The sequence below is a fragment of the Allobosea sp. 10L422 genome (assembly GCF_056395345.1).
On sequence record NZ_JBFTJI010000004.1, the window covers coordinates 174,698 to 199,283 of the forward strand.

The window sequence follows — 24,586 nt, forward strand, 5'->3', positions numbered from 1 at the left end:
AGCAAGCAGCTCACAGAATAAGCGGCACGGGCAACAAGACGACCTCGGCGCAACCGCATAGCCGCAGGATCGCCGGCCGCCACAAGCGAAGCAAAAGGGGCGTGACAAGTGTCGAGCATTCCCGACCAAACGGTATCACCCGGCAAGGCGTCGTTGTTCTACGACCCCAGGATCCGCGGCTACGTCTATCAGATCGTGCTGGTAGGACTTGTCGGCTTCCTCATCTGGTCCGCCGCATCCAACGCCATCGAGAACCTGCGTGCTCAGAAGATCGCCTCGGGCTTCGGCTTCTGGCACAACGCCGCCGGCTTCGACATCAACCAGAAGCTGATCCCGTTCTCGGCCCAGGGCGGCTCGACCTATGGTCAGGCCTTCCTCGTCGGCCTGCTCAACACGCTGCTCGTTGCCGCCCTCGGCATCGTCTTCGCCACCATCATCGGTTTCGCCGTCGGCGTTGCGCGGCTCTCGAACAATTGGGTCATCGCGAAGCTGGCGATGATCTATGTCGAGGTCATCCGCAACATCCCGCTGCTGCTCCAGCTCTTCTTCTGGTACAATGCGGTGCTGAAGCCCCTGCCGGATGCCCGCAACTCGATCGCGCTGCCGGGCAGCATCTATCTCAACAATCGCGGCATCATCCTGCCCAGCCCGCAATTTGCGCCGGCCTTCGAGGCTGTCGTCATTGCCTTCATTGTCGCCGTCGTCGCGGCCATCGCGTTCTTCATCTGGGCGCGCGGGCAGCAGGCCAAAACCGGCAAGCAGTATCACAACGGCTGGGTCGCGCTGGGCCTGGTCATCGGCGTGCCTCTCCTGGTTTTCTTCGCGGTCGGACGACCGCTGTCGTTCGATCTTCCACAGCAGGGTCGGTTCAACCTCACCGGCGGCATGCAGATCTTCCCGGAATTCGTTGCGCTGCTGATCGGCCTGTCGACCTATACCGGCGGCTTCATCGCCGAGGTCGTACGCGCCGGCATCCTGGCGGTTTCGAAGGGGCAGTCCGAGGCGGCGCACGCGCTGGGCTTGAGGAACGGGCCGACGCTGAAGCTCGTCGTCATCCCGCAGGCGATGCGCGTCATCATCCCGCCGCTGACCTCGCAATACCTCAACCTGACCAAGAACTCGTCGCTGGCCGTGGCGATCGGCTATCCCGATCTCGTGCAGGTCTTCACCGGGACGGTGCTGAACCAGACCGGCCAGGCCGTCGAGGTCGTCGCGATCACCATGGCGGTCTATCTGACGATCTCGCTGGTGACGTCGTTCTTCATGAACCTCTACAACAAGCGCATGGCGCTGGTTGAACGGTGAGGGCGGATCGATGACCGACGCAACGCTCGAGAACGCCCCTTACGCCTTCGTCCGCAAGGAGACGCTGCAGCAGGAGCCCGCGCCCCTCTCCGTGGCCGGCCCCTGGGCCTGGATCAGGACCAACCTGTTTTCCAGCCCGCTCAATACGATCCTGACCCTGATCTGCGTTTATCTCGTGTTTGACGCGGTGCCGGGCCTGATCCGCTTCTACTTCCTCGACGCGGTCTGGACGGGGGAGCATCGTGATGCCTGCCTCGCCGACAAGGTCGGCCGGCCGGTCGGCGCCTGCTGGGCCTATATCGCCGACCGTTTCCAGTACTTCATCTACGGGTCCTATCCGGTGATGGAGCGCTGGCGGGTCAACATCGTCTTCGCGATGTTCGCGCTTGGCGTGGTCTGGCTGCTCTGGACCAAGGCGCCGCTGAAGAAGATCGGCGTCTTCTTCTTCTTCGTCATCCTGCCGGCGAGCGCCTTCATCCTGCTGCTGGGCGGGGACCGGGCAGAGAGCTTCCTGCGCTTTCTGATCCTGCTCAGCTTCGCGTTGGCGGTGCTTTATCTGGTCCTGTCCTTCGTGCCGTCGCTGGCCAAGTTCTGGCTTGGCGAGGCGCGGCTGGCTGTCGAACAGGAGATGCCGGCCTGGCAGCGCTTCTACCGGCCAAAGCGCCTGATCCTGATCGCGCTGGTCGTCTTCGGCCTGCTGGCCGTGCTGGCCGACAAGGTCGGGTTGCCGCGCGTCGATACGGGGCTCTGGGGCGGCATGACGGTGACCTTCCTGATCTCCGCGGTCGGTATCGTCTTCTCCCTGCCGCTCGGCGTGCTGCTGGCGCTGGGGCGCCGCTCGCGCCTGCCAGCCATCCAGCTGCTCTCGGTGATCTTCATCGAGTTCGTCCGTGGCGTTCCGCTCATCACCGTGCTGTTCATGGCCAACACCATGCTGCCGCTCTTCGTGCCGCAGGAATGGTCGCCGGACCGGCTGCTTCGGCCGCTGATCGGTGTCGCGCTCTTCGCCGCCGCCTACATGGCGGAGGTGGTGCGCGGCGGCCTGCAGGCGATCCCCAAGGGCCAGTATGAGGGCGCCATGTCGCTCGGCCTCGGCTACTGGCAGATGATGCGGTTGATCATCCTTCCGCAGGCGCTGCGGATCGTGATCCCTGGCATCGTCAACACCTTCATCGGGCTGTTCAAGGATACGACGCTGGTCACCATCGTCGGCATCTTCGATTTCCTGCGTACGATCGAGGCGACGCTCGTCGACCCGACCTGGGCTACGCCGACCACGCGGACGACCGCTTACGCTTTCGCCGCGCTCTTCTATTTCCTTTGCTGCTGGGGAATGTCGCGCTACTCGGTAGCTGTCGAAAAGCGCCTAGCCGCCGGCCAAAAACGTTGAGAGGGATGACGACCATGGCAATGGCAGAAACCAAGATGACCGACACCCGGCCCGCTGCGCTGAAGCAGACGTCTCTCAACACCGCGACCGCGGTCGAGATGATCGGCGTGAACAAGTGGTACGGCGAGTTCCACGTTCTGCGCGATATCAACCTCAAGGTTCAGCGCGGTGAGAAGCTCGTGATCTGCGGCCCGTCGGGTTCGGGCAAGTCGACGATGATCCGCTGCATCAACCGGCTTGAAGAGCATCAGAAGGGCCAGATCATCGTCGACGGCACGGAGCTCACCAACGACCTCAAGAAGATCGACGAGATTCGCCGTGACGTCGGTATGGTGTTCCAGCACTTCAACCTGTTCCCGCATCTGACGATTCTGGAGAACCTGACGCTGGCGCCGATCTGGGTGCGGAAGATGCCCAAGAAGGACGCCGAGGAGATCGCGATGCACTATCTCAAGCGCGTCAAGATCCCCGAGCAGGCGGCGAAATATCCGGGCCAGCTGTCCGGTGGCCAGCAGCAGCGAGTGGCGATCGCCCGCTCGCTGTGCATGAGCCCGAAGATCATGCTGTTCGACGAGCCGACCTCGGCGCTCGACCCCGAGATGGTCAAGGAGGTGCTCGACACCATGGTCTCGCTGGCGGAGGAGGGCATGACCATGCTCTGCGTCACGCACGAAATGGGCTTCGCCCGCCAGGTCGCCGACCGCGTCATCTTCATGGATGCCGGCCAGATCGTCGAGATGAACACCCCGAACGAGTTCTTCAAGAACCCGCAGCATGAGCGCACCAAGCTCTTCCTCAGCCAGATCCTGCACTGAGGAAGAACAGCTTAGCGAGCGATGGAAGCGCGCCGGCCTTGCCGGCGCGCTTTTTCGTTTGGCAAGCAGTTCCTAGGGTGCGCGAAGCATCTTCGACTGCAGCTGAAGCTTTCTACGGAACGAGTCTCCGTCCGGTGCGTTGATGGCGCAAACGGAGGATACGCGATGAAACGTTTTGTCCCAATCATTGCTGTTGCTCTTCTCGCGAGCAGCGGCGCCTATGCTCAGTCGATCAACATCGGTCCAGGTGGCGTTAGCGTCGACCCCCGTACCCCCCATGAACGGGCAATCGATCGCGAGATGCGTCAGGACCGTTATGATCGCACGCCTGAACGCGAGTGGCGCCGCGCCAACTACTATCGCGGCGACGATTGCCGCACCGTCACGACCGAGCGTGAGACGCCGCGCGGCGTCGTGAGGCGCACGACCCGCATTTGCGATTGACCGATTTGAAGGGGAGCGGGCGAGAAGCCCGCTGAAGGCCAGGCCCCGTGGCGAATTTCGCCGCGGGGCTTGGCTTGTCCGGCTGTCGGCCTCGTCCGACGGGATGGCTTACTTCGCGTCGCGCGCCTTCACGGCCTGATCCGAGAAATCCGAAAACAGGCCATCGATGCCGAGCGCGAAGAATGCCTTGTACTCGGCCGCGGCGTCGCCCTTGAAGTCCGAGGTCAGCCGCTTGGGCTCGCTGCGGAAGGTCCAGGTGTGGACCAGAAGGCCGGCGGCATGGGCGTCCTTGACCACGTTCGTCGGCGCGATCAGCGTGCGGTCCTGCTCGTCGATCTTGCCGTCACCGTTGAGATCCTTCGGCTTGCCGTCCTCGCCAATGGTCTGCTTGCCAGCAAGGATATAGGGCTTCCAGGGGCCGACGCCGTCGGCGTAGGTCGCGATCTCCTTGAGCCCTTCAGCGGAGAGCATGTCCTGGAAAGTCCGCTTGTCGCCGAGCACCGCGAAGTCATAGGGGCGGTCGAACGGCGCCACGAGAGTCACCTTGCCGTCCTTGTCGACATCGTCGCCGTCGACGAGCTGCACGAGGCGCAGCTGCGTCTTCTTGCGCAGGTATTTCAGATTCCCGGTCTCGAAGCTCTGGATGAACACCGGCGAGGTCTTCTCGGTCCAGCCGGCCGCCTTGAGCATGTCGAGCAGTTTGTCCTCGAAGGCGAGGCCCAGCGAGGCGTGATAGGTCGGGTGCTTGGTCTCGGGATAGATGCCGATGGTGCGGCCGGTCCGGGCGCTTTCCGACTTGGCGAGGTCGATCACCTCCTGAAACGCCGGAATCTGGTACTTGCCGTTTTGCGACTGGTCGCGATCGGCGAAGGCCTGCTTGGCACGCAGGGTCTTGATCTCGGCCAGGGTGAAGTCGTTGGCGAACCAGTCGGTGGTGTCGATGCCGTCGACCTTGCGCGTCGTCTTGCGATTGGCGAATTCCGGTCGGTCGGCGACGTCGGTGGTGCCGCTTAGCATCGGCTCGTGCCGCACGACCAGGACGCCGTCCTTAGTTGAAACCAGGTCGGGCTCGATGAAATCCGCGCCCATCTCGATGGCGAGCTTGTAGCCCTCGATCGTGTGCTCGGGCATGTAGCCGCTGGCGCCGCGATGGGCGATGATCAGGGGCTTGCGGCTGTTGGAAGCGGATGCCTCCTGGGCGGGCGCCGCAAGCGGCTGCATGGCCAGTGCGGCGAGGAGCGATGTCGAGAGAAGCAGCGTTTTTTTCATGGTTTGACCCGGCTCGCGGAAATGCGCGCGAAGTTAGGTCGAGTGATGTGACAGCCCCATGAAAAGATTGCTTCGTTTTGCCGTCAGCTCAGGCGCCATGCGGCGGGCGACAAAAAAGCCCGCGCCGGCAATACCGGGCGCGGGCTCGTTCGTATCGATGTCGGATCAGCGGCGGTTCTCGAGGGAGGTCTTCGCATCGAGGCGCTTGGAGGCCGGCGGCGTGAAGTCCTGCTGCGGCTGGGTTGCGCAAGCGGCAAGGCCGAAGGCGACAAGGCTCAGAATGACGATGCGGCTGGCGCTTTTCATGTGCGGATATCCTGATGGCCGCGAGATGCGGTTGCATCGTCTTTCCCCTTGTGAAAGGAGCGCGTCAAGTGCATGCCGCATGGGGCACCATGCCTCGGCGTGATATTTGAACCGGTCGAAGCACACTACACTCACCGCCTTGCGGGCGCCGGGCCTGATTTGCCTGCGCCAGGATTGAAGCACCATGACGCCAGCCGCCCGGATCAGCGCCGCCATAGAGGTGCTGCAGGACATCATCGAGCGCCGCCGCCCGGCGGCCGATGCGCTGAAGGATTGGGGGCTGTCGCGTCGCTTCGCCGGTTCGAAGGACCGCGCCGCCATCGCTTCGCTCGTCTACGATGCCCTGCGGCGCAAGGCCTCGTCCAGCTATTCGATGGCGTCCGAAGAGCCCCGCGGGCTGGTGCTCGGCATGCTCGCCGGGCTGCGCGGCCTGCCCCGCGACGAGATAGCAGCGCTGTTCTCGGGCGAGAATCACGCGCCCGCTCCGCTCACGGCTGACGAGACCGCACTCCTGGCCGCCTTCTCGGACGATGGGGCGCCCGCCTGGGTGCGGGCGGACGTGCCCGAATGGCTCTGGCCGTCGTTCGAGGCCGGCTTCGGTGAAGCTGCGACGGCGGAAGGGCAGGCGCTGGCCGCCCGTGCGTCGATCGACCTGCGCGTCAACCGCCTGAAGGCCGGCCGCGACGACGTTCTCCGGGATCTCGCCCACCATCAGCCGGAGACCGGCGCCTGGTCTCCCGATGCGCTGCGCTTCCAGCCGGGCCATGACGGGCGCGGCCCCTCGCTGCATGCGGAACCCGGCTTCTTCGCCGGCGCCTTCGAGGTGCAGGACGAAGGCTCGCAGCTGGTGACGTTGCTCGCGGGCGCGCGACCTGGCCAGACCGTGATCGATCTCTGCGCCGGGGCAGGAGGCAAGACACTGGCGCTCGCTGCGCTGATGGCCAATCGCGGCAGTCTCTACGCCACCGATCTCGATAGCCGCCGGCTCGCGCCGCTGCATGACCGCGTGGCGCGCTCGGGCGCGAGCATCGTCGAGGTGCGCATTCCGCGTTCGCGCGGCCATGAGCCCTTCGCCGACATCGCCGGACAGGCCGATCTCGTGCTGGTCGATGCGCCCTGCACCGGCTCCGGCACCTGGCGGCGCAACCCGGATGCGAAATGGCGCGTGCGCCCCGGCGCGCTGGCCGAACGGATCAAGGATCAGGCCGAGGTGTTGGCGCGCGCGGCCAAGCTGGTGCGCCAGGGTGGGCGCATCGCCTACATCACCTGCTCCATGCTGCCTGAGGAAAATGACGAGGCGATCCGTGCCTTTCTTGGCCGCCATCCCGGCTTCGCACCGGTCGCGCCGATCGACGTGCTCAAGGGGGCGGAGAGCGACTTCTCCCTGCTCGCCCGCTTCGCCACCCAATTCGGCCTACAGCTCTCGCCGCGACGCACCGGCACGGACGGGTTCTATCTGGCTTGCCTCCAGCGCGGGGACTGAGGCTGCTACAGCCGTTGCGCGCGCCCGCACGATCCATTAACGGAACGCGATGACGAGCGCTCAGCCCCATCACGACTCCATTCTCATCATCGATTTCGGCTCGCAGGTGACGCAGCTGATCGCGCGGCGCATCCGTGAGATCGGCGTCTACTGCGAGATCGCCCCGTTCCAGTCCGCTTCCGAGGCCTTTGCCCGCATGAAGCCGAAGGGCGTGATCTTCTCCGGCGGCCCCGCTTCGGTGCCGGACGAGGGGAGCCCGCGAGCTCCCGAAGCGGTCTTCTCGGCCAAAATCCCGCTCATGGGCATCTGCTACGGCCAGCAGACCATGGCGCACCAGCTCGGCGGCAAGGTCGAGGGCGGGCACGCTGCCGAGTTCGGCCGCGCCGATGTCGAGATCGTCACCCCTTCAGCACTGTTCGAAGGCGTCTGGGAAGAGGGCGGTCGCTATCCGGTCTGGATGAGCCATGGCGACCGGGTGACACAACTTCCCGCCGGGTTCACCGTCAAGGCGACCTCCGAGAACGCCCCTTATGCCGTGGCGAGCGACGAGGTCAGGCGCTTCTACACCACGATGTTCCACCCCGAGGTGGTCCACACCCCCGACGGCGGCAAGCTGCTGCGGAATTTCGTCGTCGAGATCTGCGGCTGCAAGCCGGACTGGAGCATGTCGGCCTATCGCGCCGAGATGCAAAAGAAGATCCGCGAGCAGGTCGGCACCGGCCGCGTCATCTGCGGGCTTTCCGGCGGCGTCGACTCGGCGGTGGCGGCGGTGCTGATCCATGAGGCGATCGGCGACCAGCTCACCTGCGTCTTCGTCGATCACGGCCTGATGCGGATGAACGAGGCCGAAGAGGTCGTTCGCCTTTTCAGGGATCACTACAATATTCCGCTCGTCCATGTTGAGGCGGAGGAGCTTTTCCTCTCTGAGCTGGAGAAGGTCGGTCCCGATCCGGAAGCCAAGCGCAAGACCATCGGCCGGCTCTTCATCGACGTCTTCGATGCCGAGGCCGCCAAGATCGGCGGCGCCGATTTCCTAGCGCAGGGCACGCTCTACCCGGACGTGATCGAGAGCGTCTCCTTCTCCGGCGGCCCCTCGGTGACGATCAAGAGCCATCACAATGTCGGCGGCCTGCCCGAGCGCATGAAGATGAAGCTCGTCGAGCCGCTGCGCGAGCTCTTCAAGGATGAGGTTCGCGTTCTCGGCCGCGAGCTCGGCCTGCCCGAGGCCTTCGTCGGCCGCCATCCCTTCCCGGGGCCGGGCCTCGCCATTCGCTGCCCCGGAGAGATCACCAAGGAGAAGCTCGACATCCTGCGCAAGGCGGACGCGATCTATCTCGACGAAATCCGCAAGGCCGGCTTGTACGATGTGATCTGGCAGGCCTTCGCCGTACTCCTGCCGGTCCGCACCGTCGGCGTGATGGGCGATTACCGCACCTATGACCATGTCTGCGCGCTGCGCGCCGTGACCTCGGTCGACGGCATGACGGCGGATTTCTATCCCTTCGACATGAACTTCCTCGGGCGCGCCGCGACCCGCATCATCAACGAGGTCAAGGGCATCAACCGCGTCGTCTACGACGTGACGAGCAAGCCCCCCGGCACGATCGAATGGGAGTGATCTGGGCCTAGCGGGACAAGGGCAGGCCCCGCGGCTCGCCCTTGTTGCTCCTTTGCCGCGGAGTTCGATCCGGATACGCCTCAGGGCGTCTTGTCGAGGAAGGCGCGGATCATCCGGGTCGTGGTTTGCGGGTTCTCCTCCATGATCCAGTGCCCTGAATCCGGCACGATGCCCTCGGTCACGTCGGTCGCCGCGGCGCGCATCACGACGGCCATCGTCGGGCCAAAGGACTTCTCGCCGCCGATCGCCAGAACAGGCATTGTGAGCTTTCCGCCCGCGGCGAGATACTTCCGGTTGTCGATCGCGTCCTGATCGAATGCGGCGAACTGCGCGAAGCCCGCATGCATCGCGCCGGGCAGGGCATAGAGCTTGGCATAATGCTCGCGCGAGGCTTCGGTGAAGCGGCTGGGCGTTGCCGAAAACTCGTTCCAGAAGCGGTCGAGGTAGATGCGCTCGCGCCCGGCCACCAACCGCTCCATATCCGGGCCGCCGAAGCGAAAATGCCAGAGCAGGGGGTTCTTGAGGATCTCGTCCCAGGGGCCGACACCCGGCACCGGCGCGTCGATGATGGCGAAGCGGCGGACACGCTGCGGCTGCTGCGTGGCGAAGGCAAATCCGACCATGTTTCCGATGTCATGCGTCACCAGATCGGCGCGTTCGATCTTGAGGTTGTCGAGGACGCCGGCCACGTCACCGGCCTGCGTCAGCTTGTCGTAGCCTGATTGCGGCTTCGACGAGAGCCCGAGCCCGCGCAGATCGGGCACGACCACGGTGTGGTCGCGGGCGAGGTCAGCCGCCATAGGCGCCCACATGTCACCGGTCTCGCCATAGCCGTGGATCAGAACGACGGCTGGTCCCGTGCCACCGACCCGGACATGGATCGTTGCGCCATTGGTCTGAATCTCCTGCGTCGCGAATGAGGCTGGGAAGGCCGGAACCTGCGCGGTCGCAGGCGCGGCGAAGGCGAGGGCTCCGAGAGCCAGGACGAACTTCAGCATCATATTCTCCCACCGATCGGGAGGGCGGTCCCTGCGACCGTCGCTTTCAGCCCCGTTGGCTCGTTTCAATTAAGGCTGGGACCGCGTCCGGATTAGCCTGCCAAAAGCGGTCCTAATTTCCGTGAAAGCCGAACAATTGTGCTTCGGTTCGCGGCCATGGTGTCAAGGCACGCCATCTTCCCAATAGGGCGGCTCGCCGAATGTGGCGTGCAGATGGGCCGCGACCGCGCGCAGCTTCGCGGAGGGCCGGCGACCTTCTGGGTGCGCGAGATAGATGAATTCCGACACCGGCAGGACGCCGACATCGATGATCTGAAGCCGGCCCTGGCGGATATCCGGCCCGGCGATGAAGAGGGGCAACAACGCAATGCCGAGACCGGCGAGGGCAGCGTCGCGCATCATGTCGCCATTGTTCACCCGGAGCCCGAACGCTGCGCGCACGATCTCGAGTCCTTGCGGCGTTGCGAAGCGCCAGTCCGACGCGCCGCGGTTCGTGTAGAAGATGCCCTTGTGTGCATGGAGCTCCGCCGTGGTCGCAGGGACGCCGCAGCGCGCGAGATACGCGGCCGATGCGACCAGCATCCGGCGGCTCGGCGCCAGACGCCAGATCATCAGGCGGGAATCTGCGATAGCTCCGTGGCGCACCACGCCGTCATAGACGCCCGAGGCGATATCGACTCGCCGGTCGTCAAGGTCGAGCGTCAGCTCGATTCCGGGATTGGCGGCGAGAAAAGGGTAGAGCGCCGGGCCCAGATGCATCCGCCCGAAGGTAACCGGCGCCGCGATCCGCATCGGACCGCTGAGCGCCCCGCGGCGCTCGGCGAGATCCGTCGTCGCATCCGATACTTCGCGCAGAATGCGCCTCGCGCGCTCGAGGAACGCAAGGCCGTCCTCAGTCACCGACATCCTGCGCGTTGTGCGATGCAGCAGAGTTGCTCCGAGGCCGCGTTCCAGCTCCGCGAGCCTCTCGCTGATCACCGATTTCGACAGGCTGAGCCGGCGCGCCGCCTCGCTGATCGAGCCTTCCTCGGAGACCGCCACGAAGCTCGCGATGCCGTCCAGCTTCATTGTTCGAGCTATCCGGAAAATCGGCCAATCCGCGGAGCATAAGCGGGACCTGCCGCCCGCGCCAGATCGCAGGCAGCGAAAGGTCAATGGCGAGGACATGGCACCCGCATCGGGTGGAAAGCGAGGCGCAAATGCTGCCCGCCTATGCCGGTGATGCCGTAGTACCCCACGCGCGGCGTGACGATGAGCTTCGGACCCCGCAGCGCTGTCGGTCCACATGATGTTGCGGGCAGCTGCGCAAATCGCCTTTGCGCGAGCCGCGATGCTAGCCCGTTGCTTTGGGCGCGTCCGGCTCTATCGTCCTGCGCCGAAGCTCTCCCGATTCAACCGGAGCCCCCGATGGCCGATCTCTCCGCTTTCCCGATCACCAAGCGCTGGCCCGCCAGCCACCCCGACCGCATCCAGCTCTATTCGCTGCCGACGCCGAACGGCGTGAAGGTTTCGATCACGCTCGAGGAGCTGGAGCTGCCTTACGAGCCGCATCTCATCGACATCGGCAAGAACGAGACCTGGGGCCCGGAATTCCTCTCGCTCAATCCGAACGGCAAGATTCCCGCGATCATCGATCCGAACGGGCCGGACGGAAAGCCGCTTGGCCTGTGGGAATCGGGCGCGATCCTGCTCTACCTCGCCGAGAAGACCGGCAGGCTCCTGCCCAGGGAGCCGGCGCAGCGCTACGAGACCATCCAGTGGGTGTTCTTCCAGATGGCGGCGATCGGCCCGATGTTCGGCCAGCTCGGCTTCTTCCATAAATTCGCCGGCCGCGAATACGAGGACAAGCGCCCGCGCGACCGCTACGCCAATGAAAGCAAGCGCCTGCTCGGCGTGCTGGAGGACAGGTTCGCAACCCGCACCTGGGTCATGGGCGACGAATATACCATCGCCGACATCTCCATGCTCGGCTGGGTGCGCAATCTCGTCGGCTTCTACGGCGCCGGCGAGCTCGTCGACTACGCCAGCCTGACGCATGTGCCGATCTGGCTGGAGCGTTGCCTGTCGCGGCCAGCCGTGCAGCGCGGCCTCGACAGCCCCAAGCGCCCTTGAGCTGCGCCCAGTCTTCAGGAGCTCTCGCTGGAGGCCGATGCGGGCTGAACTGACGCCAGCCTTTCCAGGGCGTGCACCGAGATGCCGCCCTGGGCCAGCCGCTCGCGGCCGCCCAGCCCTTCGAGCTCGAAGACGAAGAGCGCTTGCGCGCAGCGCGCACCCAGACGGCGCAACAACTGCGCCGTCGCCAGCACGGTCCCGCCCGAAATGAGGCAGTCGTCGATGATGGTGACGTTGCGCCCGTCGAGCCGATGGCCTTTCGACAGGGCGACACCATTGCCGAGTTCATAATTGGCGGCGAGGCTGCGGACGACGTCGGCACGGATCGAGCCGACCTTGCGGATGTCGATGAAGCCGAGGCCGTTGCGCAGCGCCAGCGCGCCCGCAAAACCGAGACCGCCGATGTCGATCCCGGCAAGAAGATCGGTTTCCCCGCCAAGACGGTCTGCGAGCGCGTCGCAGGCTGTCTTCATCCAGCGGCCGTCGCAGGTGAAGGTCGTCGCATCCGGAAAATCGATGCCGGCGACCGGATGGTCCTTCCAGCGGCGATGGGGAAAAGCAGGCGGAGCCGGCGTCTTCTGCGCGCAGGCCGAGACGGTATCCATGCTATCTCCTGCCGGTATCAGACGACGTTGCCCGCCATGTCATGCCTGCTTGCAGCGCCGATGACAAACCGCGATGACTGGCGGGGGGCACATGCAGCGATGTTTCACAGAGTCCGGACGAAGGCATGACGATCACCATCTACGGCATCAAGAACTGCGACACGATGAAGAAGGCGCGCAGCTGGCTGGACGGCCATGGCGCTCCGCACGCCTTCCACGACTACAAGGCGAGCGGGATCGACAAGGCCTCGCTCGAGCGCTGGGTGAAGGAGCATGGCTGGGAGACGGTGCTGAACCGCGCCGGCACGACCTTTCGTGCGTTGCCCGATGCTGAAAAGCAGGGGCTCGATGCGACCAAGGCCGTCGCGCTGATGCTGGCGCAGCCCTCGATGATCAAGCGCCCGGTGCTCGATCTCGGCAAGGGCAAGACGATCGTCGGCTTCAAGCCCGATATCTACGAGGCGGCGCTGGCGAAGGGGTGAGTCTTCCCGGCTGCCGTCATTCTCGGGCGGCGCGGAGCGCCGATCCGAGACCTCTTGCCGAAAAGGGCTCAGGGAGCTCTCGGGTCATGAGATGCTCGGGTCAAGCCCGAGCATGACGGCGAGAGACCGCCGCCCGGCGCGCGTAGCTCTTCCCTAAATCCCCGCGCTGCTCTACCTCGCGGCCCATGACCATTCAGCCCAAGATCATCGACCCGCAGGCGCCGGAACCCGCCGCCACGGAGTTCACCTTCCATGTCGCGGCCCGCGACGGCGCCGCCCGCACCGGCGCGATCAGCATGCCGCGTGGCGTCATTCGCACGCCTGCCTTCATGCCGGTCGGTACCGCCGCCACCGTCAAGGGCATGTATCCCGAGCAGGTCAGGGCGCTCGGCGCCGATGTCGTGCTCGGCAACACCTATCACCTCATGCTCCGCCCGGGCGCCGAGCGTGTCGCGAAGCTCGGCGGCCTGCACAAATTCATGAACTGGCCGCACCCGATCCTGACCGACTCCGGCGGCTTCCAGGTGATGTCGCTGTCGCAGCTCCGGAAATTGACCGAGGAGGGCGTGACCTTCCGGTCGCATATCGACGGCTCGAAGCATGTGCTGACACCGGAGCGCTCGGTCGAGATCCAGAACCTGCTCGGCTCCGACATCGTGATGCAGCTCGACGAATGTGTCGCGCTGCCTTGCGAGGAGAGGGTTGCGGAGAAGGCGATGCGCCTGTCTTTGCGTTGGGCCGAGCGCTGCAAGGTCGCGTTCGGAGATCATCCGGGGCGCGCGTTGTTCGGCATCGTGCAGGGCGGGGACGTGCCGCATCTGCGCGTCGAGAGCGCGCGTTCGCTCGCCGCCATGGACCTCAAGGGCTATGCGGTCGGCGGGTTGGCCGTGGGCGAGCCGCAGGACGTGATGCTGGCGATGATCGAGACGGTCGAGCCGCACCTGCCGCAGGAGAAGCCGCGCTATCTGATGGGCGTGGGGACGCCGGACGACATCGTCCAGTCGGTCGCACGCGGTATCGACATGTTCGACTGCGTGATGCCGACCCGCGCCGGACGCCACGGCCAGATCTTCACGCGCTTCGGCCGGATGAACCTCAAGAACGCCAAGCACGCCGAGGACCCGAGGCCGGTCGACGAGCAATCCTCCTGCCCGGCCGCCAATAGCTGGTCGCGCGCCTATCTGCATCATCTCGTCAAGGCCGAGGAGATGCTCGGCAAGATGCTGCTGACCTGGGTGAACCTCGCCTATTATCAGGATCTGATGGCGGGCCTGCGCGCCGCCATCGCCGCCGGCCGCCTCGACGATTTCGTCGCCGAGACCAAGGAAGGCTGGGAGCGGGGCGAGCCGGCTTGAGCGCAGGCCTCGCTCTTCTGCCGATCAAGATGGCGATCGCCGCTTCGGTGGTGGTCGGATGTTCTCTTCTGGCCGAGCGCACCGGGCCGCTGGTCGCCGCGATGATCGCGACGCTGCCGATCTCGCTCGGGCCGGTGCTCGTTTTCCTCGCGCTCGATCACGATGCGGCTTTCATTGCCGCCAGCGCGCTGGGCACGATGAATGCCAATGTCACCCATGCCGCTTTCATCCTCAGCTATGTGCTCCTGGCTCAGCATCTGACGATGCTGCCCTCGCTCGTGACCGCCGGGGCCGTCTGGGTCCTCGTGCTGGTCGGCGTGCGCAGCCTGGCCCTGCCGGTGCTGCCGCTCGCCGGCCTGACCGTGCTTGCCTTCTGCGTGGTGCATCTGCTGGTGCGGTCCTATCTCTCTGTCCGCACGACCGGGCCCATCGCGCTCTCGCGCTTTGCCATTCCGATCAGGGCCGGCTGCGTTGCGCTGCTGGCGGGAGCCGTCACGGCTGCGAGCGACCGGGTCGGGCCGCTCTGGTCCGGTGTCCTTGCCGGTTTGCCCATCGTCCTGTCGAGCCTGATCGTCATCCTGCATCCCCGCATCGGCGGGAAGGCTACCGCCGCGGTGATCGGCAACGGGGCGCTTGGGCTGCTCGGCACGGGGCTGGGGCTCGCCGTCGTGCACCTGCTGGCGGTGCCGTTCGGCACATGGACGGCGCTTGCGTCGGGACTCGTCTTAACGGTTGGCTGGAACCTGTTCCTGACCGGCCTTGCGCGCCGGCTTGCGCCATGAGGCGACGAACAGGCCGGCGATGATCAGCATGATGCCGACGAGCTGCAGCGAGGAGGGGATCTCGCCCAGCACCGGGATCGCAAGCAGCGTACCTGTGACCGGGATCAGCGGCGGGAAGCGCCCGACGACCGCAGGCCCCAGCACATGCGCCGCCCAGCCCCAGATCCACAGGCCGACGATGACGTTGAGAACGCCCTGGTTGAACCCGTGCAGGGCGAGAACCCACCAGGGCGCCACGTCGAAGCCGCGGAAATAGAACAGGAAATAGATCGGCAGATAGACCAGCGACAGCACCGAGACTATGGCCGTCGCCCTCAGCCCGTCGACCTGCCAGAGCTGGATCAGCAGGGGATAGAAGCCCCAGAGCAGGCCGACGCCGAGGAAACACAGATCGCCGCGCAGCGTCATGGCGTTCGCGCCTGCGCTGCCGGCGATGCCGAGGCAGAGCAGGCCGGCCAGCACGCCGGCGACGCCGATCATGAGGCGGCCGGTGAGGGCGGCGCCGAACAGCGCGACCGAACCGATGATGCCGATCATCGTCACCGTGCCCGGCCCGATCGTCGCGCCATGCGCCGCCGGCGCCATCGTGAGACCCGTCAGCATCAGGTACGTCATCGGGAAGCCGCTGCTCAGCGTCAGCCAGAAGCCGCGCTTCCAGCCCACGCCGCCACAGCGGGTCAGGCCTGGACGCAGGAAGACCGGCAGGAGCAGCAGGCCCGCGATGGCGAAGCGCAGCGCCATCAGATCATGCTGGGTCAGCCCGTTCAGCACGGCATGGCGGCTGATGACGAAATTCGAACCGTAGATCAGCACGGCCAGCAGCATGCCCAGTGCCGCCAAACGCTTCCGACGACGCGTTTTGGCATCCGTCTCGAGCATGGCTGCGGGCGTGATCTGGTCCATTGCCCCTGTCTAGCGCCGGGTGGCTTGGCGGGTTACGGGCCGGCGCGCATGGCGCCCGCGCGTGCGGCGACCGACCGCAATTGCGCCGCCTTTCGGCCCTTCTGGCGCCTAGGCACATCGGCTTCCTTGTCCCGCGCTATCAAGATGGGCCAGCCACCGGAGTGACCGCCGATGCCCGGCAACCGCTATTCCCCGAGGCCAGCCGCCATGGCGAGCCGCCTCGGCCACCACCTCCTGCTGTCACTCGGCATAGCCACGGCGACAGCGGTGCTCGCGACGCTGCCCGGCCTGTTGTCGGGCGCAATCCCGCGCCACGGGGCAACGCATGCCCCGGTCGAACAGGCGCTGTTGCCGAAGCTGGCGTTGCTGCGGGACGGGAAGATCAGCGATCGATTGGACGGCGCGGATGGCGTAGCGGACGAGGGTTTCGCGGCCATGCCGCAGGTCACGCCGGCCGCCCTGGCGATGCCGATGTCGGTGACCTGGCCGGAGCGCAGCGAATGGGCGCCGCCGCAATTTGCAGAGCTCGGCAAACCGCGCTCGGAGGTGCTGGTGAAGGTGAAGCCGTCCCCCCCGGCGCGGCGAACCGCTTCGGCGTCGGACCGCACTGTCGTTGTCGCAACCCCGCTCGTGATCCTGCCTCCGGCTGCGGCGTCCGCAATCGAAACGGCGCAGGCGAGCGAGGGGGCCCGCGATATTTCCTGGAGCCGCTTCGTGGTGGCGCCGGCGACCAAAGTCTCCGACGCTGTATCGGGCGCTGCCGGCAGCGTGCAGGCGGCCGGTGTCTGGGGGCTCTCCCAGGCGGTGAGCCTGCTGCCGCGCTGGTGAGCGCGGCAGCCGAGGCCTCGATCAGGCCAGCGCCTTCAGCGCACTGCGGCCGGCATAGATCGCCTGCGCGCCCAGCTCCTCTTCGATGCGCAGCAACTGGTTGTACTTCGCCGTCCGGTCGGAACGGGCGAGCGAGCCGGTCTTGATCTGCCCGCAATTGGTCGCCACCGCGAGGTCGGCGATGGTCGAATCCTCGGTCTCGCCCGAGCGGTGCGACATCACCGCGGTGTAGCCGGCGCGCTGCGCCATATCGACGGCGGCGAGCGTCTCGGTCAGCGAGCCGATCTGGTTGACCTTGACCAGGATCGAGTTGGCCGTCTTGCCCTTGATGCCCTGCGACAGCCGCTCGACATTGGTGACGAACAGGTCGTCACCCACGAGCTGGCACTTGGAACCGACGAGATCGGTCAGCGCCTTCCAACCCTCCCAGTCGTCCTCGGACATGCCGTCCTCGATCGAGACGATCGGGTAGTTGCCGACGAGCTTGGCGAGATACTTGGCCTGGGCCTTGGGATCGCGCGTCTTGCGTTCGCCCTCATAGACATAGGCGCCGTCCTTGAAGAACTCGGTCGCGGCGCAGTCGAGCGCCAGCGCCACGTCCTCGCCCGGGCGATAGCCAGCGGCTTCGATCGCCTGCATGACGAAATCGAGCGCGGCTTCCGCCGATTTGATGTTCGGCGCGAAGCCGCCTTCGTCGCCGACATTGGTATTGTGGCCGGCGTCGTGCAGCTTCTTCTTCAGCGTGTGGAAGATCTCCGCGCCCATGCGCAGGCCTTCGGCGAAGGATTCTGCGCCGACCGGCATGATCATGAATTCCTGGAAGTCGATCGGGTTGTCGGCATGGGCGCCGCCATTGACGATGTTCATCATCGGCACGGGCAGGACACGGGCCGAGGTGCCGCCGACATAGCGATAGAGCGGCAGGCCCGAGGCTTCCGCCGCGGCCTTGGCGACGGCGAGCGAGACGCCGAGGATGGCGTTGGCGCCGAGCTTTGCCTTGTTGGGCGTGCCGTCGAGCTCGATCATCGTCTGGTCGATGGCGGTCTGGTCTTCTGCGTCCATCGCGACGATCGCCTCGGCGATGGCGACGTTCACCGACTCCACGGCCTTGAGCACACCCTTGCCGAGATAGCGGCTCTTGTCGCCGTCGCGCAGCTCGACCGCCTCATGCGCGCCGGTCGAGGCGCCGGAAGGAACGGCGGCGCGGCCCATCGAGCCGTCTTCGAGCACGACATCGACCTCGACCGTCGGGTTGCCGCGGGAGTCGAGGATCTGGCGTCCGATGATGTCGATGATCGCGGTCATGGCAGGCTCCGGAGAGGACGAGGAAGGGTGAGGCGCTTCTAGCCAACCGCCTGCCGTCGCGAAAGCCCCGATCCGCATCCGGGTGCTTCAAGCGATCGATGTCCGGTCGTGGCTCGCAAGGCCGCGCATATGAATTCGGCGCTGGCGCGCAGGTTGCGGAGAACCGGACGAATGCCGCCCCGTTTTCCTTTGAGAAGCGAACATGTTCCAGAATCTGACGAGCCGCCGCAGACCGTCCCTGCTCGCTGTCCTGTTCTGGTGCGGCCTGACGATCCTGTGGTGGGCCGGGCTGTGCGCCTTTGCCGGGCGGCCCGTCTGGTTCTGGTAGGCCGGCCGAAAGACCTAGCCTTCGTCGTTGGACATGCCGAGATAGCTGCCCAGCATGAAGCCGCTCTGCAGGGCGAAGAGATAGCCGATCCAGACGAGGACGCTGAACAGGGCTAGCTCTCCACGGAAGAGCCAGAAGGGGAAGATCCCAAAGGTCATGGCCGCGCTCGCGAGCGCGATCGCCGGATATCCGTGCGAAAGACCGATCAAGAAACCGATCAGAAACAATATGCCTGCAATTATCATAGAATTGTATTGATCGGTGCCGAATAGTCGCTCAGGTGTATAGTCTGACTTCTGTCGAAGCAAGGAAGCGTGTGGAAACTCGATAAATATTGATCGAGTAAAAGCAGGCATGGGCTTTGGGCGTCGCCACGCGCTCGTAGCGGCCGACGATGGCGAACGCGTGGCATTCGCGGCTTTCCCCCGCCGCGGAAGATGAGCTACAGGCTCCGGCACACCTGAGGAGCATCTTCCATGGCCATCGACGCCTCGACCTTGCAGCTCGGCCAGAGCGGCCCGTTGCCGACCTCGCCCGAAGAAGCGCGGCTCGACCGCGTGCCCAATCCCCATGCCGGCACGCGCTATCTCACCCGCTTCACCTGCCCGGAATTCACTTCGATCTGCCCGGTGACGGGCCAGCCTGATTTCGGCATCCTCGTCATCGACTATCTGCCGGGCCAGTGGCTGGTGGAGTCGAAATCGCTGAAGCTCTATCTCGGCGCGTTCCGCAACCACGGCGCCTTCCACGAGGACTGCACCGTCTCGATCGGCAAGACGCTGGTCGATCTGCTCGCGCCGGAATGGTTCCGCATCGGCGGCTACTGGTATCCGCGCGGGGGCATTCCGATCGACGTGTTCTGGCAGACGGGCGAACCGCCGAAGGGCCTCTGGCTGCCGGATCAGGGCGTCGCGCCCTATCGCGGCCGCTGAAGCGGACCGGAAACCTGCGCCCCGCCCCGGGCGCAGGCTCTTCGATCAGCTCCGCGAGCCGAGAGGAGGCAGAAGGCGCGGCGTGACGAGCCCGAGCACACCGATCCCGATACCGAAGACGATGAGCGCCTGCTGGGTTCCGAGGAGATTGAGCAGGGCGCCCATGACCAGCGGCCCCGTGGCGTGCCCCATGAAGAAGAAGCAGGCGAACAGCGCCATCGCCGAGCCGCGCGCCGTCGGCGCGAGCTCCGTCGCCTGTGCCTGGAACGTGCCGTGTAGCAGGAAAAAGCCGAAACCTGTCAGCAGGAATATGCCGATGGCCGTCCACCATGGCGCTGGCGGGGTGAAGGCGAAATAGGCCAGCGCCACCGCGAGGCCGCCATAGCGCATCATCTGGCGCGGCCCGACCCGTTCGACCAGGGTGCGCGTCAGCACGCCATAGACGAGCCCGCCGAGCCCCATCGCACCGATGACAAGACCGGCCTGTGAGGAGCTGGTGTTTGACCGCTCGTGCAGGATGGCGGCGATGAAGGGCGACAAGCCGAAGACGAGCGAGCCTTCGAGCAGGACGAGCAGATAGAGCAGTTTGCTGCGCGGATTGGCGAAGACGGCCTTGTAGCTCTTGATCGCCCCCGCGAGGCTGAGCCGGGCACGCGCGGCGTCGGGCCGCGGCTTAAGTGCAAGCCGCACCAGGAGCGCGCCGCCGCCCGCGAGCACGCCCGCGATGACGAGCACGGCGCGCCAGCCGATATAGTCGGCAACGAGGCCGGAGAAGGTGGCGCCGGCCATCTGCCCGATGATCATGATCACCAGGAAGCGGCCGAGCATGATCTGCCGCTCCGCCATCGGCGCGCGGTCCCCGATGGCCGCCATCGCCGCAGGAATGACACCGCCCGCCATCACGCCGCCTGCCGCACGCAGCACAAGCAAGGCCCCGAAACTGGTGGCGAAGGCCGCGAGCATGGAGAGCACGCAAAGCGCGGCAAGGCAGGCCGAGATGCTGCGCAGCTTGCCGACCGAGTCGGCGATGGGCCCGAGGAAAGGCTGGCCCAGGGCATAGCAGCTGGAAAAGGCGGTCGCGATGAAGGCGATCTGGTGGACGCTCTGGCCGAATTCACCCGCCAGCGTCGGGACCAGCGGGTCGATCAGCCGCATGGTGAAGGTCGAGGCGAAGCCGCAGAGACCCAGGACCGGGATCAGGGCGCCCAGATCGGATTTGGACGCCGGCGCGGGTTCAGACATAAGCGACGGCTGGCGCCTGGCGGTTCTTGGCGAGGCGGTCGAAGCCCTGCAACTCGGCGATCAGATCGTGGAATTCGGAGAGAGGGACCATGTTCGGGCCGTCGGACGGCGCGCGATCCGGGTCGGGATGGGTCTCGATGAAGAGCCCTGCGACGCCGACGGCGACGGCTGCACGCGATAGCACCGGCACGAATTCGCGTTGCCCGCCTGTCGATGCGCCCTTGCCGCCCGGCTGCTGCACGGAATGGGTGGCGTCGAAGATGACCGGCGCGCCGATCTCGGCCATGGTCGGCAGGGCGCGCATGTCCGAAACCAGCGTATTGTAGCCGAAAGAGGCGCCGCGCTCGGTCAGCATGACGTTCGGATTGCCGCTCTCGGTCACCTTCGCGGCGACGTTGACCATGTCCCAGGGGGCCAGGAACTGGCCTTTCTTGACGTTGACGACCCGGCCGGTCTGCGCCGCTGCGACGAGCAGGTCGGTCTGGCGGCAGAGAAAGGCGGGAATCTGCAGCACGTCGACGACCTCCGCGACCTCGGCGCATTGGCCGGCATCATGCACGTCGGTCAGGACCGGCATGCCGGTGCGCTCGCGGATCTCGGCGAAGACGGGCAGGGCGGCCTTCATGCCCATGCCGCGGGCGCCCCTGACGCTGGTCCGGTTCGCCTTGTCGAAGGAGGCCTTGAACACCAGTCCGATATTGAGATCGGCCGCGATTTCCTTCAGCGCCAGCGCGCATTCGAGCGCATGGTCACGGCTTTCCATCTGGCAGGGGCCGGCGATCAGCGCGAGCGGCAACGCATTGCCGAAGCGCACGGGCCGGGCGAGTTCCTCGCCGATGGTGACGACGGCGTTGGGTGTCATGGTGGTGTCCTTGTCCAGCGGCCCGCGGGGCTTATGTCCGGCCGGGACCGGGCGGGTCAAGCGGCGCGGGCGGTTGACGGCCATGTCGCGAAGAGTTGCATGGAGCTCGCGGGAACGGACTGGCGAAGCAGGAGAGAGGTCTGTAAATTCGTAGGCGAAGCACTATCTCGGGTGGGAAACACAGGAACGATTTGGGTTGGAATACGATAGGCATGGCGGGGCGCAAATGATGCAATCAGGCCAGGGGACAGCAATGCACGCCGATCCGACCTGGCGCCTGCCGGGGCGCGCGAGCCCGGAAGCCATGGCCGATCGCCCGCGGCGCGCCGGTCCGCCGGCCGACGGAACCAAGGATGGCGCCGGCACCGCCGTGCTGACCCGTACGCGGACCCGCAAGCCCAATCTTTATCGTGTGCTGCTGCTGAACGACGATTACACGCCGATGGAGTTCGTCGTTCACGTTCTGGAGCGGTTCTTCAACAAGGACCGCGCCGAAGCCACGCGGATCATGATGCATGTGCATCAGAACGGCGTCGGCGAATGCGGCGTCTTCACCTACGAAGTCGCCGAGACCAAGGTTACGCTCGTCATGGATCTGGCGCGCAAGCATATGCACCCGCTGCAATGCGTGATGGAGAAGAAGTAGCCTTGGCTCAGAATTCACCTTCCGGAAACAGATAGGAGCGCGCCCCTTGCCGAGTTTCTCGCGCAGTCTCGAACAGGCGCTTCACCGGGCTCTGGCTCTCGCCAATGAGCGCCGCCATGAATACGCCACTCTCGAACATCTCCTGCTCGCCCTGGTGGATGATCAGGATGCTGCGGCCGTCATGCGCGCCTGCAGCGTCGATCTCGACCTGCTCAGGCGCAACCTCGTCGACTACATCGACTCCGAGCTGACGAATCTCGTCACTGACGGGCGCGACGATTCAAAGCCCACCGCCGGCTTTCAGCGCGTGATCCAGCGCGCGGTCATCCATGTCCAGTCGTCCGGCCGCGAGGAGGTGACCGGCGCCAATGTGCTCGTCGCGATGTTCGCCGAGCGCGAGAGCCACGCCGCCTACTTCCTGCAGGAGCAGGACATGACCCGCTACGACGCGGTCAACTACATCAGCCACGGCATCGCCAAGCGCCCCGGCGCCAGCGAGAGCCGCCCGGTCCGCGGTTCCGAGGAAGAGGGCGAGCCGCAGCGAGAGCAGCGCTCCGAGCAGGGCAATACCGAGGACAAGGAAAAGAAGAAAAAGGAAAGCGCGCTAGAGGCTTATTGCGTCAACCTGAATCGGAAGGCGAAGGACGGGCGCATCGATCCGCTGATCGGCCGCGAGGCCGAGGTGCAGCGCACCATCCAGATCCTCTGCCGCCGCCAGAAGAACAATCCGCTCCTGGTAGGCGACCCCGGCGTCGGCAAGACCGCTATCGCCGAGGGCCTCGCCCTGAAGATCACGCGCGGGGAAGTTCCGGAGGTGCTGAAGGACGCGACCGTCTTCTCGCTCGATATGGGCACGCTGCTCGCCGGCACGCGCTATCGCGGCGACTTCGAGGAGCGCCTCAAACAGGTGATGAAGGAGATCGAGCAGCACCCCAAGGCGATCATGTTCATCGACGAGATCCACACGGTGATCGGTGCCGGTGCGACCTCTGGCGGTGCGATGGACGCCTCGAACCTGCTCAAGCCCGCGCTCGCCTCCGGCACGCTGCGCTGCATCGGCTCGACCACCTACAAGGAATACCGCCAGTATTTCGAGAAGGACCGGGCGCTGGTGCGCCGTTTCCAGAAGATCGACGTCAACGAGCCGTCGGTCCCGGACACGATCGAGATCCTGAAGGGCCTCAAGCCCTATTTCGAGGAGTTCCACAAGCTGCGCTACACCCAGGACGCCATCAAGGCGGCGGTGGAGCTCTCGGCACGCTATATCCATGACCGCAAGCTGCCGGACAAGGCGATCGACGTCATCGATGAGACCGGCGCCTCGCAGATGCTGCTGACCGAGAGCAAGCGCAAGAAGACCATCGGCGTGAAGGAGATCGAGGCCGCGGTCGCGGTCATGGCGCGCATCCCGGCCAAGACCGTCTCCAAGGACGATGCCGAGGTTCTGCGCAATCTCGAGAATACGCTGAAGCGCACCGTCTACGGGCAGGAAAAGGCGATCGAGGCACTGTCCTCCGCGATCAAGCTCGCGCGTGCCGGCTTGCGCGACGGCGAGAAGCCGATCGGCTCCTATCTTTTCGCCGGCCCGACCGGCGTCGGCAAGACCGAGGTGGCGCGCCAGCTCGCTTTGTCGCTCGGTGTCGAGCTGATCCGCTTCGACATGTCGGAATATATGGAGCGCCATACCGTCTCGCGGCTGATCGGCGCGCCTCCCGGCTATGTCGGCTTCGATCAGGGCGGCCTGCTGACCGACCAGATCGACCAGCATCCGCACAGCGTGCTGCTCCTGGACGAGATCGAGAAAGCGCATCCCGATCTGTTCAATATCCTTCTGCAGGTGATGGAYCACGGCAAGCTGACCGACAAYAACGGCAAGCAGGTCGATTTCAGGAACGTCATCCTGATCATGACGACCAATGCCGGCGCCGCCGACCTCGCCAAGAGCGCCTATGGCTTCACCCGCAGCAAGCGCGAGGGAGACGACACGGAGGCGATCAACAAGCTGTTCGCACCTGAGTTCCGCAACCGTCTCGACGCCACCATCTCCTTCAGCCATCTGCCGAAGAGCGTGGTCGCCCGCGTCGTCGACAAGTTCGTGCTGCAGCTCGAGGCGCAGCTCGCCGATCGCAACGTTACCATCGAGCTCTCGGACGAGGCGCGCGAATGGCTGGTCGAGAACGGCTATGACGAGGCGATGGGCGCCCGGCCGATGGCCCGCCTCATCCAGCAGACGATCAAGACGCCGCTTGCCGATGAAGTCCTGTTCGGGCGGCTCAAGAACGGTGGCGCGGTCCGGGTCGTGGTGGTCCAGTCGGAGACCGGCATCAAGGTGCTCGGCCTGGAGTTCCCGGACGGTCCGGCCAAGCCCAAGCCGGAGAAGGACGTCGCCGCCGCGACGGCCAAGCGGGCGACAAAGCCGCGTGCCAAGGCAGCTGGCGGCGACAAGACGACGAAGACGCCGCCGCGCAAGGCCCCCAAGGGGGGCTCCGGACCGGATAATGATCCCGGCAATCCGCCGAAGACATCCGGTCGCACGGTCCGTACTGTTCCGAAAGTACCGCTGACGAAGGCCTGAG

At 65.6% G+C, this 24,586-nt stretch carries 25 protein-coding genes; 15 read left to right on the forward strand and 10 right to left on the reverse strand.

Features of this window, described 5'->3' with window-relative positions; all coding sequences use genetic code 11:
* Positions 1-108 precede the first annotated feature (108 nt).
* From AC1DEZ_RS10870 to AC1DEZ_RS10885, 4 genes are all read left to right on the forward strand, one after another.
* A complete protein-coding gene (locus tag AC1DEZ_RS10870) occupies positions 109-1,305 on the forward strand; it encodes an amino acid ABC transporter permease (RefSeq protein ID WP_441511344.1) in 1,197 nt (398 codons plus the stop codon).
* 10 nt (positions 1,306-1,315) lie between these two features.
* A complete protein-coding gene (locus AC1DEZ_RS10875; protein ID WP_441511345.1) occupies positions 1,316-2,695 on the forward strand; it encodes an amino acid ABC transporter permease in 1,380 nt (459 codons plus the stop codon).
* A gap of 35 nt (positions 2,696-2,730) precedes the next feature.
* The gene (locus AC1DEZ_RS10880) at positions 2,731-3,510 is read left to right on the forward strand and encodes an amino acid ABC transporter ATP-binding protein (RefSeq protein ID WP_441511535.1); all 780 of its coding nucleotides are present in this window, start codon (positions 2,731-2,733) and stop codon (positions 3,508-3,510) included.
* A gap of 165 nt (positions 3,511-3,675) precedes the next feature.
* Complete coding sequence (locus tag AC1DEZ_RS10885) at positions 3,676-3,954, forward strand: hypothetical protein (RefSeq protein WP_441511346.1); 279 nt, start codon at positions 3,676-3,678, stop codon at positions 3,952-3,954.
* Between the two features lie 108 nt (positions 3,955-4,062).
* On the opposite strand, the gene AC1DEZ_RS10890 is transcribed toward AC1DEZ_RS10885, so the two are convergent.
* Positions 4,063-5,223 carry a glycerophosphodiester phosphodiesterase gene (locus AC1DEZ_RS10890; protein WP_441511347.1) on the reverse strand — a complete coding sequence of 387 codons (1,161 nt, stop codon included), beginning with the start codon at positions 5,221-5,223 and terminating at the stop codon, positions 4,063-4,065.
* A 165-nt stretch (positions 5,224-5,388) separates the two neighbouring features.
* Entirely contained in the window at positions 5,389-5,529 is a 141-nt protein-coding gene (locus AC1DEZ_RS10895; protein WP_441511348.1) for a hypothetical protein, read from the reverse strand.
* Between the two features lie 184 nt (positions 5,530-5,713).
* On the opposite strand from AC1DEZ_RS10895, the gene AC1DEZ_RS10900 reads away from it, so the two are divergent.
* Positions 5,714-7,012 (forward strand): RsmB/NOP family class I SAM-dependent RNA methyltransferase, encoded by a 1,299-nt coding sequence (locus AC1DEZ_RS10900; RefSeq protein WP_441511349.1) that lies wholly within the window; start codon positions 5,714-5,716, stop codon positions 7,010-7,012.
* A 49-nt stretch (positions 7,013-7,061) separates the two neighbouring features.
* Complete coding sequence (gene guaA / locus AC1DEZ_RS10905; protein WP_441511350.1) at positions 7,062-8,630, forward strand: glutamine-hydrolyzing GMP synthase; 1,569 nt, start codon at positions 7,062-7,064, stop codon at positions 8,628-8,630.
* An 80-nt stretch (positions 8,631-8,710) separates the two neighbouring features.
* Here the strand turns inward: guaA and AC1DEZ_RS10910 are convergent, their stop codons facing one another.
* Entirely contained in the window at positions 8,711-9,628 is a 918-nt protein-coding gene (locus AC1DEZ_RS10910) for an alpha/beta fold hydrolase (protein ID WP_441511351.1), read from the reverse strand.
* 162 nt (positions 9,629-9,790) lie between these two features.
* Positions 9,791-10,696 carry a LysR family transcriptional regulator gene (locus AC1DEZ_RS10915; RefSeq protein ID WP_476779689.1) on the reverse strand — a complete coding sequence of 302 codons (906 nt, stop codon included), beginning with the start codon at positions 10,694-10,696 and terminating at the stop codon, positions 9,791-9,793.
* Between the two features lie 339 nt (positions 10,697-11,035).
* Between AC1DEZ_RS10915 and AC1DEZ_RS10920 the strand changes: the two genes are divergently transcribed.
* Complete coding sequence (locus AC1DEZ_RS10920) at positions 11,036-11,740, forward strand: glutathione S-transferase N-terminal domain-containing protein (RefSeq protein ID WP_441511353.1); 705 nt, start codon at positions 11,036-11,038, stop codon at positions 11,738-11,740.
* A gap of 14 nt (positions 11,741-11,754) precedes the next feature.
* Here the strand turns inward: AC1DEZ_RS10920 and AC1DEZ_RS10925 are convergent, their stop codons facing one another.
* The gene (locus AC1DEZ_RS10925) at positions 11,755-12,345 is read right to left on the reverse strand and encodes a phosphoribosyltransferase family protein (protein ID WP_441511354.1); all 591 of its coding nucleotides are present in this window, start codon (positions 12,343-12,345) and stop codon (positions 11,755-11,757) included.
* A 125-nt stretch (positions 12,346-12,470) separates the two neighbouring features.
* Between AC1DEZ_RS10925 and AC1DEZ_RS10930 the strand changes: the two genes are divergently transcribed.
* From AC1DEZ_RS10930 to AC1DEZ_RS10940, 3 genes are all read left to right on the forward strand, one after another.
* Positions 12,471-12,827: an ArsC family reductase gene (locus AC1DEZ_RS10930; protein WP_441511355.1), complete on the forward strand. Its 357-nt coding sequence runs from the start codon at positions 12,471-12,473 to the stop codon at positions 12,825-12,827.
* A 185-nt stretch (positions 12,828-13,012) separates the two neighbouring features.
* Entirely contained in the window at positions 13,013-14,182 is a 1,170-nt protein-coding gene (tgt, locus tag AC1DEZ_RS10935) for a tRNA guanosine(34) transglycosylase Tgt (RefSeq protein ID WP_441511356.1), read from the forward strand.
* Entirely contained in the window at positions 14,179-14,964 is a 786-nt protein-coding gene (locus tag AC1DEZ_RS10940; RefSeq protein WP_441511357.1) for a hypothetical protein, read from the forward strand. Before tgt ends, AC1DEZ_RS10940 begins: the two co-directional genes overlap by 4 nt.
* Here AC1DEZ_RS10940 and AC1DEZ_RS10945 read toward each other — a convergent pair.
* Positions 14,908-15,867: a DMT family transporter gene (locus AC1DEZ_RS10945; protein WP_441511358.1), complete on the reverse strand. Its 960-nt coding sequence runs from the start codon at positions 15,865-15,867 to the stop codon at positions 14,908-14,910. The genes AC1DEZ_RS10940 and AC1DEZ_RS10945 overlap by 57 nt on opposite strands.
* A 207-nt stretch (positions 15,868-16,074) precedes the next feature.
* Between AC1DEZ_RS10945 and AC1DEZ_RS10950 the strand changes: the two genes are divergently transcribed.
* Positions 16,075-16,695, forward strand: a complete 621-nt coding sequence (locus tag AC1DEZ_RS10950) for a hypothetical protein (protein ID WP_441511359.1) — start codon at positions 16,075-16,077, stop codon at positions 16,693-16,695.
* Between the two features lie 21 nt (positions 16,696-16,716).
* On the opposite strand, the gene eno is transcribed toward AC1DEZ_RS10950, so the two are convergent.
* Entirely contained in the window at positions 16,717-18,000 is a 1,284-nt protein-coding gene (gene eno, locus AC1DEZ_RS10955; RefSeq protein ID WP_441511360.1) for a phosphopyruvate hydratase, read from the reverse strand.
* Positions 18,001-18,202: 202 nt separating this feature from the next.
* Here eno and AC1DEZ_RS10960 point away from each other — a divergent pair, with 202 nt between their 5' ends.
* On the forward strand, positions 18,203-18,328 hold the full coding sequence (locus tag AC1DEZ_RS10960) for a hypothetical protein (protein ID WP_441511361.1): 126 nt from the start codon (positions 18,203-18,205) through the stop codon (positions 18,326-18,328).
* 14 nt (positions 18,329-18,342) lie between these two features.
* Here the strand turns inward: AC1DEZ_RS10960 and AC1DEZ_RS10965 are convergent, their stop codons facing one another.
* Complete coding sequence (locus tag AC1DEZ_RS10965; protein WP_441511362.1) at positions 18,343-18,486, reverse strand: hypothetical protein; 144 nt, start codon at positions 18,484-18,486, stop codon at positions 18,343-18,345.
* Between the two features lie 318 nt (positions 18,487-18,804).
* Between AC1DEZ_RS10965 and queF the strand changes: the two genes are divergently transcribed.
* The gene (gene queF / locus AC1DEZ_RS10970; protein ID WP_441511363.1) at positions 18,805-19,260 is read left to right on the forward strand and encodes a preQ(1) synthase; all 456 of its coding nucleotides are present in this window, start codon (positions 18,805-18,807) and stop codon (positions 19,258-19,260) included.
* A gap of 45 nt (positions 19,261-19,305) precedes the next feature.
* On the opposite strand, the gene AC1DEZ_RS10975 is transcribed toward queF, so the two are convergent.
* Positions 19,306-20,502 carry an MFS transporter gene (locus tag AC1DEZ_RS10975; RefSeq protein WP_476779690.1) on the reverse strand — a complete coding sequence of 399 codons (1,197 nt, stop codon included), beginning with the start codon at positions 20,500-20,502 and terminating at the stop codon, positions 19,306-19,308.
* On the reverse strand, positions 20,495-21,364 hold the full coding sequence (gene kdsA / locus AC1DEZ_RS10980) for a 3-deoxy-8-phosphooctulonate synthase (protein ID WP_441511365.1): 870 nt from the start codon (positions 21,362-21,364) through the stop codon (positions 20,495-20,497). Before kdsA ends, AC1DEZ_RS10975 begins: the two co-directional genes overlap by 8 nt.
* A 253-nt stretch (positions 21,365-21,617) precedes the next feature.
* Between kdsA and clpS the strand changes: the two genes are divergently transcribed.
* Both clpS and clpA read left to right on the forward strand, forming a co-directional pair.
* A complete protein-coding gene (clpS, locus tag AC1DEZ_RS10985; protein ID WP_441511366.1) occupies positions 21,618-22,010 on the forward strand; it encodes an ATP-dependent Clp protease adapter ClpS in 393 nt (130 codons plus the stop codon).
* A gap of 46 nt (positions 22,011-22,056) precedes the next feature.
* The gene (gene clpA / locus AC1DEZ_RS10990) at positions 22,057-24,585 is read left to right on the forward strand and encodes an ATP-dependent Clp protease ATP-binding subunit ClpA (protein ID WP_441511367.1); all 2,529 of its coding nucleotides are present in this window, start codon (positions 22,057-22,059) and stop codon (positions 24,583-24,585) included.
* The last annotated feature ends 1 nt before the right edge of the window (position 24,586 follow it).

What these genes read in the sequence shown, in the direction of transcription:
- AC1DEZ_RS10875 (WP_441511345.1), top strand. Translation starts at nt 1,316, where the DNA reads ATGACCGACGCAACGCTCGAGAACGCCCCTTACGCCTTCGTCCGCAAG.
- AC1DEZ_RS10880 (WP_441511535.1), top strand. Translation starts at nt 2,731, where the DNA reads ATGACCGACACCCGGCCCGCTGCGCTGAAGCAGACGTCTCTCAACACC.
- AC1DEZ_RS10885 (WP_441511346.1), top strand. Translation starts at nt 3,676, where the DNA reads ATGAAACGTTTTGTCCCAATCATTGCTGTTGCTCTTCTCGCGAGCAGC.
- AC1DEZ_RS10890 (WP_441511347.1), bottom strand. Translation starts at nt 5,223, where the DNA reads ATGAAAAAAACGCTGCTTCTCTCGACATCGCTCCTCGCCGCACTGGCC.
- AC1DEZ_RS10895 (WP_441511348.1), bottom strand. Translation starts at nt 5,529, where the DNA reads ATGAAAAGCGCCAGCCGCATCGTCATTCTGAGCCTTGTCGCCTTCGGC.
- AC1DEZ_RS10900 (WP_441511349.1), top strand. Translation starts at nt 5,714, where the DNA reads ATGACGCCAGCCGCCCGGATCAGCGCCGCCATAGAGGTGCTGCAGGAC.
- guaA (WP_441511350.1), top strand. Translation starts at nt 7,062, where the DNA reads ATGACGAGCGCTCAGCCCCATCACGACTCCATTCTCATCATCGATTTC.
- AC1DEZ_RS10910 (WP_441511351.1), bottom strand. Translation starts at nt 9,628, where the DNA reads ATGCTGAAGTTCGTCCTGGCTCTCGGAGCCCTCGCCTTCGCCGCGCCT.
- AC1DEZ_RS10915 (WP_476779689.1), bottom strand. Translation starts at nt 10,696, where the DNA reads ATGAAGCTGGACGGCATCGCGAGCTTCGTGGCGGTCTCCGAGGAAGGC.
- AC1DEZ_RS10920 (WP_441511353.1), top strand. Translation starts at nt 11,036, where the DNA reads ATGGCCGATCTCTCCGCTTTCCCGATCACCAAGCGCTGGCCCGCCAGC.
- AC1DEZ_RS10925 (WP_441511354.1), bottom strand. Translation starts at nt 12,345, where the DNA reads ATGGATACCGTCTCGGCCTGCGCGCAGAAGACGCCGGCTCCGCCTGCT.
- AC1DEZ_RS10930 (WP_441511355.1), top strand. Translation starts at nt 12,471, where the DNA reads ATGACGATCACCATCTACGGCATCAAGAACTGCGACACGATGAAGAAG.
- tgt (WP_441511356.1), top strand. Translation starts at nt 13,013, where the DNA reads ATGACCATTCAGCCCAAGATCATCGACCCGCAGGCGCCGGAACCCGCC.
- AC1DEZ_RS10945 (WP_441511358.1), bottom strand. Translation starts at nt 15,867, where the DNA reads ATGGACCAGATCACGCCCGCAGCCATGCTCGAGACGGATGCCAAAACG.
- AC1DEZ_RS10950 (WP_441511359.1), top strand. Translation starts at nt 16,075, where the DNA reads ATGGCGAGCCGCCTCGGCCACCACCTCCTGCTGTCACTCGGCATAGCC.
- eno (WP_441511360.1), bottom strand. Translation starts at nt 18,000, where the DNA reads ATGACCGCGATCATCGACATCATCGGACGCCAGATCCTCGACTCCCGC.
- AC1DEZ_RS10960 (WP_441511361.1), top strand. Translation starts at nt 18,203, where the DNA reads ATGTTCCAGAATCTGACGAGCCGCCGCAGACCGTCCCTGCTCGCTGTC.
- AC1DEZ_RS10965 (WP_441511362.1), bottom strand. Translation starts at nt 18,486, where the DNA reads ATGACCTTTGGGATCTTCCCCTTCTGGCTCTTCCGTGGAGAGCTAGCC.
- queF (WP_441511363.1), top strand. Translation starts at nt 18,805, where the DNA reads ATGGCCATCGACGCCTCGACCTTGCAGCTCGGCCAGAGCGGCCCGTTG.
- AC1DEZ_RS10975 (WP_476779690.1), bottom strand. Translation starts at nt 20,502, where the DNA reads ATGTCTGAACCCGCGCCGGCGTCCAAATCCGATCTGGGCGCCCTGATC.
- kdsA (WP_441511365.1), bottom strand. Translation starts at nt 21,364, where the DNA reads ATGACACCCAACGCCGTCGTCACCATCGGCGAGGAACTCGCCCGGCCC.
- clpS (WP_441511366.1), top strand. Translation starts at nt 21,618, where the DNA reads ATGCACGCCGATCCGACCTGGCGCCTGCCGGGGCGCGCGAGCCCGGAA.